Here is a 14,484-nt window from a genome sequence, read left to right as displayed (position 1 = left end):
CGGCGCATGGCCTGCGCCGGGGTTTTTCGCTACTCGGTCACAGTGACCTTTTTCATCGCGTCGGGTTGGCCGACAACGGCGCCGTTCTGACCAGCACCGCGTTTGATCGCATCAACTACGTCCATCCCGTCCGTGACCTGACCGACAACGGTGTACTGGCCATCCAGAAACGGTCCCGGCTCGAACATGATGAAGAATTGCGAGTTCGCGCTGTTGGGGTTCTGAGACCGCGCCATGCCGACCACACCGCGATCAAAGGTGATGTCCGAGAACTCGGCCGGCAAGTCAGGACGGTCCGAGCCACCACGACCTGCATTGGCAGCGTTGAAGCTGCCCTTGGTCTGGTTGCCGAACTGAACGTCTCCGGTCTGGGCCATGAACCCATCGATCACTCGGTGGAAGACGACGCCGTCATACTCACCTGCGTTGGCGAGCGCGGTGATCTGTTCCACGTGCTTGGGTGCGACATCTTCAAACAGGTCAACGGTGATGGTGCCATTGGCTTCACCCTCAACCTCGATCTGCAGCCCGGTGGCCAGCGCGGGGCTGGCCAACAGGACAAAAGCGGCGGCGAGCTTATGCATCTGCCGCTACCTTGACGCTGATCATGCGGTCCGGGCTCGCAGGCGGCTCGCCCCGTACAATAGCATCTACATGCTCCATCCCGTCGATCACGCGGCCGTAAACCGTGTACTGACCGTTCAGGAAGTGGTTATCTTTGAAGTTGATGAAAAACTGCGAGTTTGCCGAATCCGGGTTCTGCGAGCGCGCAGCGCCCAGAGTTCCACGGTCATGCGGCAGTTTCGAGAATTCCGCCGGAACGTTCGGCAGAGACGACCCGCCTGTGCCCGCCATGCGGATGTTGAATCCGTCTTCCATGTCGCCGTGCTGGACGTCGCCGGTCTGGGCCATGAAGCCGTCAATCACACGGTGGAAGGCCACGTTGTCATACTCGCCCCCACGGGCCAGTTCCTTCATCCGGGCGCTGTGCAGAGGCGCCACGTCAGGCAGCAGCTCGATGACGACATTGCCGTCTTTCAGCTCGATGATGATTGTGTTTTCGGGATCCTTGATCTCGGCCATCTGGCCCTCCTGTCGTTTGTCTTGCGCAAATACCTATGCGCCAAGCGCCTGAATGCCAAGTGACGCATTGACCTGAGGGCAAAATGCAGGAAAAGAACCGCCCAAAGGGTATCAAAACACGAGGATTGCGCGATGGGCTGGAAAACACTGGACGATATGGACCTGAACGGCAAACGCGTGCTGGTGCGCGTGGATATCAACGTGCCGGTCGTTGACGATGTTGTGACCGACGCCACCCGTATTCAGCGTATTGTTCCCACGGTGCAGCACATCCTGGCATCTGGCGGCAAACCCATCCTGCTGGCCCATTTCGGCCGTCCCGGCGGTGAGCGACGTGAAAGCCTGTCGCTGAACCAACTTGTCCCGACCCTGGAGACTGCTTTTGGCGCGAAGGTCCTGTTCGCCGCCGATTGCGTGGGAACTGAGGCTGAACTGGCCGCCGACGCCCTGCAGCCCGGTGAGGTTCTGCTGCTGGAAAACACCCGCTTTCACGCAGCAGAAACCAAGAACGATCCCGATCTGGCCGCTGGCATGGCGCGTCTGGGCGATATCTACTGCAATGACGCGTTCTCGGCCGCGCACCGCGCCCACAGCTCGACCGAGGCGCTGGCCCGTTTGCTGCCCGCCTGCGCTGGTCGCCTGATGCAGGCCGAGCTTGAAGCGCTGGAGGGCGCTCTGGGCGCACCTAAACGCCCCGTGACAGCCGTTGTGGGTGGCGCGAAAGTGTCGACCAAGCTGGAGCTGTTGGGCAACCTGATCGACAAGGTCGACTATCTGGTCATCGGCGGCGGCATGGCAAACACGTTCCTTGTCGCCAAGGGCGTTGATGTCGGCAAATCGCTGGCAGAAACCGCGATGAAAGACACTGCCGCAGAGATTCTGGCCAAGGCCGAAACGTCCGGCTGCACCATCGTGCTGCCTGTTGATGTGGTGGTCGCCGAGAAATTCGAAGCAAACGCGCCGCATCAGGTGTTGCCCGCCGATCAGTGCCCCGCAGGCAGCATGATCCTGGACGCAGGCCCCGAAAGTGTCGCCGCCATCACCGAGATCTTCGGCAAAAGCCAGACCCTAATCTGGAACGGCCCGCTCGGCGCGTTCGAGTTGGAGCCGTTTGACGCCGCCACCAACGCCGCCGCCCTAAAAGCCGCTGCGCTGACACGCGCGGGTCAGTTGATCTCGGTCGCAGGTGGTGGGGATACCGTTGCCGCCCTGAATGCTTCGGGCGCGGCCAAGGACTTCTCGTATATCTCAACCGCAGGCGGAGCTTTCCTGGAATGGATGGAGGGCAAGACCCTACCCGGCGTCGCAGCGTTAGAACAGTGATCATCGCGGCGCGCGCAAAACCGGGCCGCGAGACAATCTGACTCAACCGCGAAATTTTTGCGAATCAGGGGATTCACATCCCGAATCACCTGTGACATAGTGCAATCAGAGGTCCAAAAAGGGCCCGTTATTGAGGCAGACTTCATACGGCGGTCAACAGAGTGTCCCGTTCCCATCGGCCCGGTTTGGGCGCAGTTTTTTTCTTTTCGGTGGCTTTTATGCTGGGTGTATATTTCACCTTTGCCGCCGTTCAAGGAGACTATGGCCTGTTTCGACGGGTTGAGATTTCGGCGGAACGGGACGCCCTGTCACGCGACCTCGCGGCGCTCAAAGCTGAGATCGCCGAGATGGAAAACCTCACCCGCCGTCTTTCGGACAATTACCTTGATCTCGACCTACTGGATCAACAGGCCCGATCCGTACTGGGCATGATCCGCGCGGATGAAATCGTCATCCGCTAACCCCTTCCTCCCCCTGCACGAATTGCGCAAAGCTACGCTGCGTCATATTTACGCTCGCCAGATCGCAAGAAATGCTCTAAAAGATAGTTTAACGCTAAACTATCTGTCCGAAAGGGGGAGATCGCCACAATGGCTGCGCGAAAGACCACAAAGAAACCAAACGTTTCTGCGGAAGAGCTGAAAACCTACTACCGCGAAATGCTGTTGATCCGTCGATTCGAAGAAAAGGCGGGGCAACTTTACGGTATGGGTCTGATTGGTGGTTTCTGCCACCTCTACATCGGACAGGAAGCGGTTGTTGTCGGCCTTGAGGCTGCTGCGAAGGAAGGCGACAAACGCATCACATCCTATCGCGACCACGGTCACATGCTGGCCTGCGGCATGGATCCGGGCGGCGTCATGGCCGAACTGACCGGGCGTGAGGGCGGCCTGTCCAAGGGCAAAGGCGGCTCGATGCACATGTTCTCGAAAGAGAAGCATTTCTATGGCGGCCACGGTATCGTTGGCGCTCAGGTCCCGCTAGGCGCGGGTCTGGCCTTCGCTGATAAGTACAAAGAGAACGGCGGCGTCACTTTCACCTATTTCGGTGATGGCGCGGCAAACCAGGGTCAGGTCTACGAGACCTTTAACATGGCGGCCCTTTGGGAACTGCCCGTGGTGTTTGTGATCGAGAACAACCAATATGCGATGGGCACCGCCCAGGCACGCTCGACCTCTTCGGCGGATATCTATCACCGTGGTCAGGCCTTCGGGATCCCGGGCGAAATGGTCAACGGCATGGATGTTCTGGCGGTCAAAGCCGCGGGCGAGAAAGCCGTCGCGCACTGTCGTGCAGGCAAAGGCCCCTACATCCTTGAGGTCAAGACCTACCGCTACCGTGGCCACTCGATGTCCGACCCGGCCAAGTACCGCACCCGCGAAGAGGTTCAGAAGGTCCGCGAGCAAAGCGATCCGATCGAACATGTGCGCGAGCTGCTGCTGACCGGCAAACACGCGACCGAAGATGACCTGAAGGCGATCGACAAAGAGATCAAAGAGGTCGTCAACCAGGCCGCCGAATTCTCGAAAGAAAGCCCCGAGCCTTCCGTCGAAGAGCTCTGGACAGATATCTACGCCTGAGAGGACGAATAAGACATGGCAACCGAAATTCTCATGCCCGCCCTTTCGCCCACGATGGAAGAGGGCACGCTGGCCAAATGGCTGGTCAAGGAAGGCGACACCGTATCTTCCGGCGACATCATGGCCGAGATCGAAACCGACAAGGCCACGATGGAGTTCGAGGCCGTTGACGAAGGCATCGTCGGCAAAATCCTGATCGAGGAAGGCACCGAGGGGGTCAAGGTCAACACCCCCATCGCGATCCTTGTGGAAGAAGGCGAAGACGCCTCCGCCCTGCCCGCGGCTGCCCCCGCAGCCGCAGCGGTGACCGAGGCCGCCCCTGCGGCGGTTGAGGCCCCCGCTCCCGCAGCGGCCACCCCGGTCGCTCCGGTTGTGGACCTCTCGCCCGATTGGCCAGCCGACGCGGAAATGAAAACCGAGACCGTCCGCGAAGCGCTTCGCGACGCGATGGCCGAAGAGATGCGCGGCGACGAAGACGTTTACCTGATGGGCGAAGAAGTCGCCGAGTATCAGGGCGCCTATAAAATCAGCCAAGGTCTGCTGGACGAATTCGGCCCCAAACGCGTGATTGACACCCCGATCACCGAGCATGGCTTTGCCGGTATCGCTGTTGGTTCAGCCTTCGGTGGCCTGAAACCCATCGTCGAGTTCATGACCTTCAATTTCGCCATGCAGGCGATCGACCAGATCATCAACTCCGCCGCCAAAACGCTCTATATGTCCGGTGGTCAGATGGGTTGTCCCATCGTGTTCCGTGGCCCCAACGGTGCTGCCGCCCGCGTGGCCGCGCAGCACTCGCAGGATTACGCCGCATGGTACATGCAGATCCCCGGCCTGAAAGTTGTGATGCCATACTCAGCCGCCGACGCAAAAGGCTTGCTGAAATCGGCGATCCGCGACCCGAACCCCGTGATCTTCCTGGAAAACGAAATCCTCTATGGACGCACATTCGACGTGCCGCAGGTGGATAGCCTGTCAATTCCTCTGGGCAAGGCCCGCATCTGGCGCGAAGGCTCGGATGTGACCATCGTCAGCTTCGGCATCGGCATGCAATATGCTCTCGAAGCCGCCGATAAACTGGCCGAAGAGGGCATCAGCGCGGAGGTCATCGACCTGCGCACCATCCGACCGATGGACACAGGTGCGATCATCAACTCGGTGATGAAGACCAACCGACTTGTGACAGTCGAAGAAGGTTGGCCGCAAGGCTCTGTCGGCAGCTACATCAGCTCGGTCGTGATGCAAGAAGCGTTCGACTATCTCGACGCGCCGGTCATCAACTGCACCGGCAAGGATGTTCCGATGCCTTATGCCGCGAACCTCGAAAAGCTGGCCCTGATCACCACGGATGAGGTGATCGCTGCCGTCAAACAGGTGACCTACCGGTAATGGAGATCAGGGGCCGCGATCCAGCAACCGAGTGCTACCGTGTCGAGATTGACATCGACAACCGCATCGTACGGGCGCTTGTGCCCGAGCGATTGGCGGCGGATATGCGGTTAATAGGCGCGCGCCCCTCGCACCAGACCGCCTATGTCTGGATGGCGGAGAACAAAGAAAAAATCGAGGCTGCGATTGCGACGCTCGCACGCGGCACCGGGCGCCCAAAGGCGCCCTTTGACCAAATTACTCTGATTGAGGAGCGCTGAAATGCCCACCGAAATCCTAATGCCCGCCCTGTCTCCGACAATGGAGGAAGGCACCCTTGCCAAATGGCTGGTCAAAGAGGGCGACACCGTCTCCTCCGGCGACCTGCTGGCCGAGATCGAAACCGACAAAGCCACGATGGAGTTCGAGGCAGTTGACGAAGGCACCATCGGCAAGATCCTGATCCCCGAAGGTTCCGAAGGGGTCAAGGTCAACACTGCCATCGCAGTCCTGCTGGAAGATGGCGAAAGCGCCGATGATATTGGCGCCGCACCGGCCGCGGCCCCAGCGGCTGCACCTGAAGCCGTCGCGAGCAACGAGGTCGCCGCGCCAGCGGCATTCGAGGCGGCCGCCCCCGCTCCGGCTGCACCGGCGAAAGCCGATGGCGGTCGTATCTTCGCCTCACCGCTGGCCCGTCGCATCGCGGCGCAAAAGGGCCTCGATCTGGCACAAATCACCGGCTCCGGCCCGCATGGTCGCATCGTCAAAGCGGATGTGAAAAACGCAACCGCAGCACCAGCAGCAGCAGCCGCTCCTGGGCCTGCCGCAGCAGCCACGCCCGCAGCGGCGGCACCGGCTGGCCCATCGGCAGATGCCGTGGCCAAGATGTACGAAACTCGCGACTACGAGGAAATCAAGCTCGACGGCATGCGCAAGACCATTGCCGCGCGCCTGTCCGAGGCCAAACAGACCATCCCGCATTTCTACCTGCGCCGCGATATCAAACTGGACGCGTTGCTCAAATTCCGCAGCCAGTTGAACAAGCAGCTGGAAAGCCGTGGCGTGAAGCTCAGCGTCAACGACTTCATCATCAAAGCCGTCGCAAACGCGCTGCAGCAGGTTCCCGAATGCAACGCAGTCTGGGCGGGCGACCGCGTGCTGCAGTTGAAACCGTCTGATGTGGCCGTTGCGGTTGCGATCGAAGGCGGTCTGTTCACTCCGGTCCTGCAGGATGCCGACACCAAGTCTTTGTCTGCTCTTTCGACCGAGATGAAGGACCTTGCCGGTCGCGCCCGGGAACGCAAGCTGGCCCCGCATGAATATCAGGGCGGCACGTTTGCAGTTTCGAACCTCGGCATGTTCGGCATCGACAATTTCGACGCCATCGTAAACCCACCGCATGCCGGTATTCTGGCGGTTGGCACCGGCCTGAAGAAACCGGTCGTAGGCGAAGACGGAGAGCTGACGGTTGCAACCGTGATGTCCGTCACGATGTCAGTGGATCACCGGGTCATCGACGGCGCGCTTGGGGCTCAGCTGCTGCAAGCCATCGTCGAGAACCTGGAAAATCCGATAGTTATGCTGGCCTGATCAATCCCTGCCCGCTGGGGTCCGACCTCGGCGGGCGCTCTCACGATCACGGCCACGATGTGAGCAAGCGTGATCGCCCCATAGGTTGCTTCCGCAACCGCACCCTCCCACCTTTAAACCAGACGGTTTCGAAAACCAAAGGTGGCCCATGCGCTTTTCTGATTTGACCAAAACTCTGCTTATCGTTGCAGCGACCGCGACTGCGGCGGACGCGGCATTCGCAAAACCCAACAGCTATCCGGGTGAGAACTCCAGGTTCAAATCCAGTGATCCTGCCGTGATCGCCCAGCAAAAAGCGGAGCGCCAGAAACGCATCGACGAGCGCAAGGCACGGCGGGAGCAAAGGCGGCATGAGCGGTTGAACCGAAAGAACAACCGCTCGAACTGAGGTTTACTGGTCTTTTCCCAGCATGTGATCCATCGAGATCGAGGGCTGATCGCACCCCGCCTCGCCCACTATTTTGGCCGGGATGCCGGCAACTGTCTTGCAGGCGGGAACCTCTTGTAGCACCACCGATCCGGCGGCGATCCGGCTGCAGTGGCCGACCTCAATGTTGCCAAGAACCTTGGCCCCGGCACCGATCAGAACTCCATCACCGATCTTTGGGTGGCGCTGCTCTTCTTCCTTGCCGGTCCCGCCCAACGTCACAGAATGCAGCATCGAAACATTGTCACCAACCACGGCCGTCTCACCAATCACGATGGAGTGGGCGTGGTCGATCATAATCCCTTTGCCGATCCTGGCGGCGGGGTGAATGTCGATACCGAAAATCTCAGACGAGCGCATCTGGAAGAAATAGGCCAGATCATGTCGACCCTTACGCCACAACCAGTGGGCCACGCGATAGGCCTGCATCGCCTGATAGCCCTTGAAATAGAGGATCGGCTGCAGCAGACGGTGGCAGGCCGGGTCGCGTTCGTAAACGGCCATCAGGTCCGCGCGCGCGGCCTCAATCAAGCTAGGATCGTCGGCATAGGCCTCGTCCACGATCTCACGCAGGACCATCATCGACATCTCGTTCGAACACAGCTTAGCCGCCACTCGGTACGACAATGCCCGCTCAAGGCTGCGGTGATGCAGAATACAAGCATGCACCAGTCCGCCCATCAGCGGCTCTTGCTCAACGGCGGTATGGGCCTCGGTCGTGATCCGGTTCCAGACCGGGTCGACGGGGGTCACGTGGCTGCGCTTTTCAAACATGGCTTTGATCCTTTGCTGCGCCTAGCATGCCATTTAGTGGCAAAAACGCCAAACGCAAACCCGTGATCTGTAACTTAACCAAAATGAATGTGTTCCGAGAGGGGGATTGCGCCTTTTGGCAGCTAAGGCACTCAGCTCAAAGCACGCCGGGCCTGATGCCGTATCAACTGGCGCAAAACCATCTCAAAGCACTGGCAATAGGTCGGATCGTCAAAGCCCGGTTCATCCGCCAGCACCCGAGTGCGGGCGGCTGTCATCAGGGATCCATTGCCATAGACGGGATGCATCCGCCCAGTGCGCTGGACATGGCGGTCGGCCAGTTCAGCCTCGGCCACCATCTTGATACAGAGTTTTCGGCGGCTGCGCTGCGGCACGGCCAACAAGGCACGCGCCGCAGCGCTGACGTCTCCGTGGAGGACGGGGCGCATAAGTCCTACGCGACCTGAATGCGCGCCGCTGGACCGGCGCCGTATATGGCCGAGATTTGCGCGATCTCGACCGCATACCCACCTGTCAAACCATCGGCGGACTTCGCGGCTGCGGTATAGGCCCAGCGCGGTTCGGCCACGATCTCTTCGCGGACTAAGGCACCGTTGGCCCGGACACGGATGAGATAGGACTGGCTTTCCTCGCCCAGTGGGACATCCAGCCCCGCCCAGTCATCCCCTTCGATCCGCGTACGCCTGATCCAACTGAACGCATCCTCCCCCGACGCGGCCTGCACAGACACATGCACCGGCGCATAGGGGCGCAGGCCATTCCCGTCGAAAGCCTCAACCAGATGCTCATAGGATGGGTCGTCATACCCACGTGAGGTCGGGCCGATCCGAAAATGCCGGGCCACGCGCCGTTCGCTTGGCAACAGGCTGGTTTGCGCCACACGTTCATCCAGCAGGACAAAGGTTGACCCTTCGGGCCAGACGTCGGGCATCAGGGCGTCCGTTCCTAGCTGACCGCGTAGACGGCCGGACAGGGCATAGACGCCCGGCTCTTGCAGTGCGGCGTCGGAGAACTGAAACACCTCCCAATTGCCCGGCGTTCCGTCACCGATGGCCGCCAAATTAGCCCCATTCAGCAAGGAGGTGCGCGGACGGGATTCCAGAATGCCGTCGATCAGCTTGACCCGCAGAGGCGCGCCCTCATCCCAGATCCCGGCTGAGGCGCGATGCAGCGGCGTTTCCGTAAAGCCCATCACCGCCTGGTCCGAAATGACATCGCGCAGCGCATAATCCTCATCCCTGGCCGAGGCATGAACGGCGACGCTACCGGGCCAAGGATCGGCCGAGACAGCGAGATTCGGCGCGTGCGGAGCCTCTGTCCCCGTTAGCAATGGCAGATCCATGAACACCGGCACGACGGGCACAGGGGCGACGAAGGGCCGGATCGCGACCGGATCGTCCTGCAACCCGTTGGCCGTGTAGACACCGCGTTCGATCCGCACCGCCTCGGCCAGTTGCAGGTCGGCTTTCTCCAGCCGGTCGATACGGTATAGCGCGCTACCGTCCTGTTCTGACAGGCGCACCACGTCTCCAGCCCCCAGATGCAACATAGACGGGGGCAAGGCAAACCGGGCGGTATCGCGGGACACGCGCGCCTCGCTGAGCCAGCGTTCGGCAGTCTGGCGGCCTTCCGCGCGGGTCATGGAAAGGGGCATCTCGTTAACCGCAACCGAATGGGTCTGCGCGTCGGGCAGCACGGCCTCTTCCGCGACCAGATCGTGATCGGCATCCGATTGAACAAAGCGCAGGCGAACACGTCCGGTCATCTCGGCCTCGGCCTCGCGGCGGTATTCCACGGTGCCGTCGAGATCGGAACTGACAGCCAGATGATCCGTGTCCAGCGTCACAGCGCCAAAGCCGTCACGTGTCTGGAACCGCAGGACACCGTCCCGTTCGATCGCGTCAAACCCATAGCGCAGCATCAACGGCTGCAACGCCGAACGCGCGTCCGAGACATCCTCGACCGCATAGCCCCGTACCACACCATAAAGCTGCGAGACATCAATATCCGTGACCCCTGCCCCGTGACAGATTTCGGTTACAACCGAGGCCAGCGTGCGCGCGCCGGATCGACCGTTCAGCCAATGCCCTCGGGCGTAGTTTTCGCCATCATCCCATTGGCTTCGCAGGTTTGGAAAGGTGGGATAGGGCCGCGCATCCCAGGCCCAAACATAGGCGTTGGAGAGGTCCAGCATCGGCCCGTCATAGATCGCGGATACCGGGTTGTTCTGCGGCTCGGACCAGTAGCCCAGCGTTGCCGTCAGATATTGCACCTGAATGAAGTCGTCCCTAAGGCCATTGGAATGCGGCGGCAGGCTCGATTCAGAGGATTTGGGGTCGAGAAACTTGTTCGGCTGATTGGTACCTTTGTCCACCGCCGCGCAGCCCAGTTCCGTGAACCAGATCGGCTTGGACCCTGGCACCCAGTCCGTCGGATCATTCTGGCGAACGCCGCCAATCCGTTCGTGATGCCAATTCGACCACCAGTTGCGCAGGTCCTTATAGCGCCAGATCCACGGCTCATTATGGGTGCTGTCTTCGATCGGAGTGCGAATCTGCGCTTCGGCCTCCTCGGGCGAGGCATAGTACCAGTCATAGCCTTCACCACCTTCGACATTGGCGCGCAGGTAGTCCAGATTGTAGATCGACCCGGCATCGGCATCCTGATGATCTTCGCCATCCCGCCAATCGGACAGAGGCATATAGTTGTCGATACCGACAAAGTCGATATTGTCATCCGCCCAAAGGGGGTCGAGGTGAAAGAACCTGTCTCCTGTGCCCGAGGGTTGATAGCCGAAATATTCGCTCCAATCCGCTGCGTAGCCGATCTTGGTATCCGGTCCCAAAATCTGCCGCACATCCGCAGCCAGTTGGCGCAGCTGTTCGACGGCAGGAAAGCCGTTTTCTCCGCGAATCTGGGTCAGGCCCCGCATTTCCGAACTGATACAGAAGGAACTTACGCCGCCTGCGATCTGGCAGAGGGTGGCATAATGCAGGATAAAGCGCCGCAGTCCCCATTCCTGCGGGCCTGAATAGGTTACCTGCCCCGCGCTGATGCGAAAATCGCTAACTTGAGCCGATCCGAAAAACGCGGCCACTTGCGCATCGGCGTCGGCTGTCTGGTCCGGCGACCCGTCGCGCCCCGGAGCCACGTCCAGCGTGATCCGTCCGCGCCAGGGCAGATGCGGCTGCTCTCCATCCGACCAGGGGTCGGGCAAGCCGTTCTGCTGCAACTGATCCATCAGGATGAACGGGTAGAACATCACATCCTTGCCGCCCTCCTTAAGATGCTGGATCGCCTGCACAACCGCGCCATCCGCCGGGGTGCCACCGTAAACGGGTCGGTCATCCTGATGCTGGACCACTTGGGCCGTATTGCGCCGCAGGCCCGACACGACCCAGGGCATACTCACGCCATCTATGTCATCGCGCACCACCTTGGGCGTGATCTGACAGTCTCCACAGCGCAGGTCATTCCCGAACCACGACACAATCAGGGAGGCCGCCTCGCAGCCCGGCAGCTCACGCGCCAGCGCTTTGGTCGAGGTGATCAAATCCGGCTCACCCGAGGCCGAGTTGACATTGGCCGCCCAACTGCGTCCGCGCCCTTGGGAATAGTTCACCTGAGTGCTGGCCAGTGCATATTCACCAGTGCCCGGCATCAGGGCCACGCCCTTGACGATCTGGCCCAGCGCGGACGCATGATCCGGCATCTCGGGCTGTGTAGGACGTACCACTTCGAACGAGAACTGAGGCACCCGGTTGCCAAAGGACGCCAGCTGGAAATCCTCGATCACCGCATAAGCCGTGCCTCGATAGGCTGGGACATTGCCGGTGCCTTCGACGGCCTCAATCAGGGGATCGGGGAGTTGATCCTGCGTCCCGTGATAGACACGGATGTTCAGGTTCGCGCGCTCCTGCTCCTCACCATCGGCCCAGACGCGGGTGACATCGGCGATCTCGCCCGCGCCGACCGCAATTGCCAGAGAGATCGAGTAGCTGTAGGTGGTTGTCGTCACCTTGGGCGGTTTCGGTGAGCCCTTGCCGCCCCCGCCCGAGGATTGCGTGCTTGTGGTTCGGCTCTCAAGAAAGTCGGAGGCCCAGATCACCTGACCACCCACGCGCATACGGCCAAAGACCGTGGCCACAGGGGCGCCTTCGGCTGTTTCGGTCAGGCGGAAACGGTCCATGCGGCCGGTCTCGACCACTTCGCTGCCGCTGCCCATGACCGATTGGCTCATCATGCGTTGATCGATCACGCGACCCAGCGTGGCTCCGACTGCCCGACCGACAATGGCAGTGGACAAACCGGCCACCGTGCCGCCGATCGAGCCGCCCAGCGCAGCCCCTGCTGCGGAAAGAAGAATAGTAGCCATCAGCGACCCTCCAACGGGAATTCAAAACAGGCGACCACCCGGCGGCGCCAGGGGTCGCTCAGGGCGTTTTCGACGACGCCATGTCCAGAGTAGGCATGGATGAAGCGCGGCACCTCGTCGATGCTGCTGACAATGCCCAGATGTTTTGCAACGCCGCTGTCCCGCATCCGGAACAGCAGCACATCTCCGGCGGCCGTTTCAGCTGAGGGCTTTTCGCTCAGGTGCCTGCGCGCAGCTGCCCACAAGCGTTCTTCACCCTGCGGTTCGGACCAGTCCATGCTGTAGACGGGAGTCGCCTCGGGTTCGTGCCCGATCACCTCGCGCCACACGCCGCGCAGCAGGCCTAGACAATCCGTCCCCGCCCCGCGAACCGAGGCCTGATGCACATAAGGCGTTCCCAGCCACGCGCGTGCGGTGTTCACGATCTCTTGCTTGCGTTTCGTCATCGTCTGCTACCGCCTGTATTCGCGTTGCCCTTCTTTGGCACGGCCATCACCCAGTCTTCGCCCGGAAGATCCGGAAAGCCCTGAAAGTTCATGAAATTGTTGAATTTTAGCCGACAGGTCTCCATCCGCTTGTCGCAGCCAGCGGTCAGGCGCACCCGGTCTCCAACGGCCAATCCACCACCGATGCTGGCCCACAGGGTGATCTCGCGCCCGTCTTCCGTCCGCCGGTCCTGCTTGATCGACCCCCATAGTCCATTCGCCGAGCCCGAGATCACATCCAACCGTCCCCGTTCAAACCAGGCTTCGTCGGAGGAGGTCCCGCCGAACAACCGAAGCGACGTGCCTCTGTCAAAACCGGAGACCTCAGCCTCGATCTGATAGCCGGGCTGGCTTACGGAAAATCGGCACGCGGAATCCCCCAACACGGCCGTGCAAGGCTTCTGGTAAATCCGCCCGAGAGGGCGGTTCAGCAGATCAGTCAGGCCGCGCAACTCTGCGTGAAAGGCTCCACCTGCCCGGCGCAGCTCACCAATCGAGCCGCGAAACTGCAGCACACGCTGCTCGGGCGCGGCCCAATTGACCAGCCAAGCGCGCACCTCGGCACCGTCGAAGCGGCCGGCCTCAATATCATCCTCGCGGACCGAGGCATCGGACAGCGCGCCCATCGCCTCGGAATTGTCAATTGACAGCCCGGTGGCCTGCTCGATGGCGGCTGCGGTCAGGCCGGTGCTGGCGCGAAAGGTCAGCCCGTCGAACCGCAGCTCCATGTCATGATCGGTGAAGCCAAAGACCTGACCATCCTTGCGGGTGATCGCCCAGCAGCGGCACACAGTGGTCAGACCGCTTTGCAGATGGGCCTGAAGTGCCTGAGTATCCCCGCTCATCAGACGCGCACCTCGACCACGGGAACATTCGGCACATCCCCGGCCTGAAAGCTGGCCACGCTGGTCTGAATCTTGTCGGTGTCGAACCGCACCGGCACGTCAAACTCGAACCCCGCCGTGATCTCGACCTCTTCGGGCGGAGGGACCACGAATGAGACCACCCCACGGGCCAGATCAACCTCATAGTCGACGCCTTCGCGCATGGCATCCTGATCCAGACCCAAACGCACCGTACCGAGGACGGGCTTGGTGATCGGTCGCACATAGCTGACCCCGCCCGAGCTATAGGTTTTCACCAGTTGAAACTCGGTACACTCTCCGTCGCCACGCGCGATGACCTGATCGCCGTGATCGACGTCAGCCGTAGCTGATCCCGACTTGTAGTCCGACCAGTCCTTCCAGCGGAACCCGTACATCTGGCCCTGACGTGCCTCGAAGAATGAGATCATCGTTTCGATGTCATCCAGCGAGCGCATCCCCAGCCCGGCATCATAGCGCCTGCGCGAATGCGCCCAGGGCGTGTTGCGTTCCTCGAACCCGTTGGCCAGTGTTACGATATCCGTACGCCGCTCGGGCCCGCCGACCGAGCCGAAGCTCAGGCTGGCGGGAAATCTCACCTCGTGGAAATTCATCT

General features: G+C 61.0%; 15 protein-coding genes. 7 read left to right on the top strand and 8 right to left on the bottom strand.

Features of this window, described 5'->3' with window-relative positions:
- Positions 1-29: 29 nt before the first annotated feature.
- Both ACR0B5_RS13085 and ACR0B5_RS13080 read right to left on the bottom strand, forming a co-directional pair.
- The gene (locus ACR0B5_RS13085) at positions 30-584 is read right to left on the bottom strand and encodes a peptidylprolyl isomerase (protein WP_480540959.1); all 555 of its coding nucleotides are present in this window, start codon (positions 582-584) and stop codon (positions 30-32) included.
- Positions 577-1,083, bottom strand: coding sequence for a peptidylprolyl isomerase (locus ACR0B5_RS13080; RefSeq protein ID WP_170374004.1), 507 nt, complete (start codon positions 1,081-1,083; stop codon positions 577-579). The genes ACR0B5_RS13085 and ACR0B5_RS13080 overlap by 8 nt, the downstream gene beginning before the upstream one ends.
- Positions 1,084-1,215: 132 nt before the next feature.
- Here ACR0B5_RS13080 and ACR0B5_RS13075 point away from each other — a divergent pair, with 132 nt between their 5' ends.
- The 7 genes from ACR0B5_RS13075 to ACR0B5_RS13045 all read left to right on the top strand — a co-directional run bounded on the left by ACR0B5_RS13075 (position 1,216) and on the right by ACR0B5_RS13045 (position 7,332).
- Positions 1,216-2,406: a phosphoglycerate kinase gene (locus ACR0B5_RS13075; RefSeq protein ID WP_170688845.1), complete on the top strand. Its 1,191-nt coding sequence runs from the start codon at positions 1,216-1,218 to the stop codon at positions 2,404-2,406.
- 161 nt (positions 2,407-2,567) lie between these two features.
- On the top strand, positions 2,568-2,867 hold the full coding sequence (locus ACR0B5_RS13070; RefSeq protein ID WP_170458795.1) for an FtsB family cell division protein: 300 nt from the start codon (positions 2,568-2,570) through the stop codon (positions 2,865-2,867).
- A 129-nt stretch (positions 2,868-2,996) separates the two neighbouring features.
- Entirely contained in the window at positions 2,997-3,986 is a 990-nt protein-coding gene (pdhA, locus tag ACR0B5_RS13065) for a pyruvate dehydrogenase (acetyl-transferring) E1 component subunit alpha (protein ID WP_170721817.1), read from the top strand.
- Between the two features lie 15 nt (positions 3,987-4,001).
- Positions 4,002-5,375 carry a pyruvate dehydrogenase complex E1 component subunit beta gene (locus ACR0B5_RS13060; RefSeq protein WP_480540956.1) on the top strand — a complete coding sequence of 458 codons (1,374 nt, stop codon included), beginning with the start codon at positions 4,002-4,004 and terminating at the stop codon, positions 5,373-5,375.
- Positions 5,375-5,635: a hypothetical protein gene (locus ACR0B5_RS13055; protein ID WP_170374009.1), complete on the top strand. Its 261-nt coding sequence runs from the start codon at positions 5,375-5,377 to the stop codon at positions 5,633-5,635. The genes ACR0B5_RS13060 and ACR0B5_RS13055 overlap by 1 nt, the downstream gene beginning before the upstream one ends.
- Before the next feature lies 1 nt (position 5,636).
- Entirely contained in the window at positions 5,637-6,944 is a 1,308-nt protein-coding gene (locus ACR0B5_RS13050) for a pyruvate dehydrogenase complex dihydrolipoamide acetyltransferase (protein ID WP_480540954.1), read from the top strand.
- 148 nt (positions 6,945-7,092) lie between these two features.
- Entirely contained in the window at positions 7,093-7,332 is a 240-nt protein-coding gene (locus ACR0B5_RS13045; RefSeq protein WP_480540952.1) for a hypothetical protein, read from the top strand.
- A 3-nt stretch (positions 7,333-7,335) separates the two neighbouring features.
- On the opposite strand, the gene cysE is transcribed toward ACR0B5_RS13045, so the two are convergent.
- From cysE to ACR0B5_RS13015, 6 genes are all read right to left on the bottom strand, one after another.
- On the bottom strand, positions 7,336-8,145 hold the full coding sequence (gene cysE, locus ACR0B5_RS13040; protein ID WP_170374012.1) for a serine O-acetyltransferase: 810 nt from the start codon (positions 8,143-8,145) through the stop codon (positions 7,336-7,338).
- Positions 8,146-8,276: 131 nt separating this feature from the next.
- A complete protein-coding gene (locus ACR0B5_RS13035; protein ID WP_480540950.1) occupies positions 8,277-8,573 on the bottom strand; it encodes a DUF7742 family protein in 297 nt (98 codons plus the stop codon).
- A 5-nt stretch (positions 8,574-8,578) separates the two neighbouring features.
- Entirely contained in the window at positions 8,579-12,520 is a 3,942-nt protein-coding gene (locus ACR0B5_RS13030) for a baseplate multidomain protein megatron (protein ID WP_480540948.1), read from the bottom strand.
- On the bottom strand, positions 12,520-12,966 hold the full coding sequence (locus tag ACR0B5_RS13025; protein WP_170374015.1) for an NlpC/P60 family protein: 447 nt from the start codon (positions 12,964-12,966) through the stop codon (positions 12,520-12,522). The genes ACR0B5_RS13030 and ACR0B5_RS13025 overlap by 1 nt, the downstream gene beginning before the upstream one ends.
- On the bottom strand, positions 12,963-13,850 hold the full coding sequence (locus ACR0B5_RS13020) for a DUF2163 domain-containing protein (RefSeq protein ID WP_480540946.1): 888 nt from the start codon (positions 13,848-13,850) through the stop codon (positions 12,963-12,965). The genes ACR0B5_RS13025 and ACR0B5_RS13020 overlap by 4 nt, the downstream gene beginning before the upstream one ends.
- Positions 13,850-14,482 carry a phage distal tail protein, Rcc01695 family gene (locus ACR0B5_RS13015; protein WP_480540944.1) on the bottom strand — a complete coding sequence of 211 codons (633 nt, stop codon included), beginning with the start codon at positions 14,480-14,482 and terminating at the stop codon, positions 13,850-13,852. The genes ACR0B5_RS13020 and ACR0B5_RS13015 overlap by 1 nt, the downstream gene beginning before the upstream one ends.
- Positions 14,483-14,484: the final 2 nt, after the last annotated feature.

The organism is Ruegeria sp. AG1 (assembly GCF_056541705.1).
This window is presented reverse-complemented; position numbering and strand designations above follow the sequence as displayed.

Bases quoted from the DNA above. Each gene is read 5' to 3' on its own strand.
- ACR0B5_RS13085 (WP_480540959.1), bottom strand. From the start codon at position 584: ATGCATAAGCTCGCCGCCGCTTTTGTCCTGTTGGCCAGCCCCGCGCTG.
- ACR0B5_RS13080 (WP_170374004.1), bottom strand. From the start codon at position 1,083: ATGGCCGAGATCAAGGATCCCGAAAACACAATCATCATCGAGCTGAAA.
- ACR0B5_RS13075 (WP_170688845.1), top strand. From the start codon at position 1,216: ATGGGCTGGAAAACACTGGACGATATGGACCTGAACGGCAAACGCGTG.
- pdhA (WP_170721817.1), top strand. From the start codon at position 2,997: ATGGCTGCGCGAAAGACCACAAAGAAACCAAACGTTTCTGCGGAAGAG.
- ACR0B5_RS13060 (WP_480540956.1), top strand. From the start codon at position 4,002: ATGGCAACCGAAATTCTCATGCCCGCCCTTTCGCCCACGATGGAAGAG.
- ACR0B5_RS13055 (WP_170374009.1), top strand. From the start codon at position 5,375: ATGGAGATCAGGGGCCGCGATCCAGCAACCGAGTGCTACCGTGTCGAG.
- ACR0B5_RS13050 (WP_480540954.1), top strand. From the start codon at position 5,637: ATGCCCACCGAAATCCTAATGCCCGCCCTGTCTCCGACAATGGAGGAA.
- ACR0B5_RS13045 (WP_480540952.1), top strand. From the start codon at position 7,093: ATGCGCTTTTCTGATTTGACCAAAACTCTGCTTATCGTTGCAGCGACC.
- cysE (WP_170374012.1), bottom strand. From the start codon at position 8,145: ATGTTTGAAAAGCGCAGCCACGTGACCCCCGTCGACCCGGTCTGGAAC.
- ACR0B5_RS13035 (WP_480540950.1), bottom strand. From the start codon at position 8,573: ATGCGCCCCGTCCTCCACGGAGACGTCAGCGCTGCGGCGCGTGCCTTG.
- ACR0B5_RS13030 (WP_480540948.1), bottom strand. From the start codon at position 12,520: ATGGCTACTATTCTTCTTTCCGCAGCAGGGGCTGCGCTGGGCGGCTCG.
- ACR0B5_RS13025 (WP_170374015.1), bottom strand. From the start codon at position 12,966: ATGACGAAACGCAAGCAAGAGATCGTGAACACCGCACGCGCGTGGCTG.
- ACR0B5_RS13020 (WP_480540946.1), bottom strand. From the start codon at position 13,850: ATGAGCGGGGATACTCAGGCACTTCAGGCCCATCTGCAAAGCGGTCTG.
- ACR0B5_RS13015 (WP_480540944.1), bottom strand. From the start codon at position 14,482: ATGAATTTCCACGAGGTGAGATTTCCCGCCAGCCTGAGCTTCGGCTCG.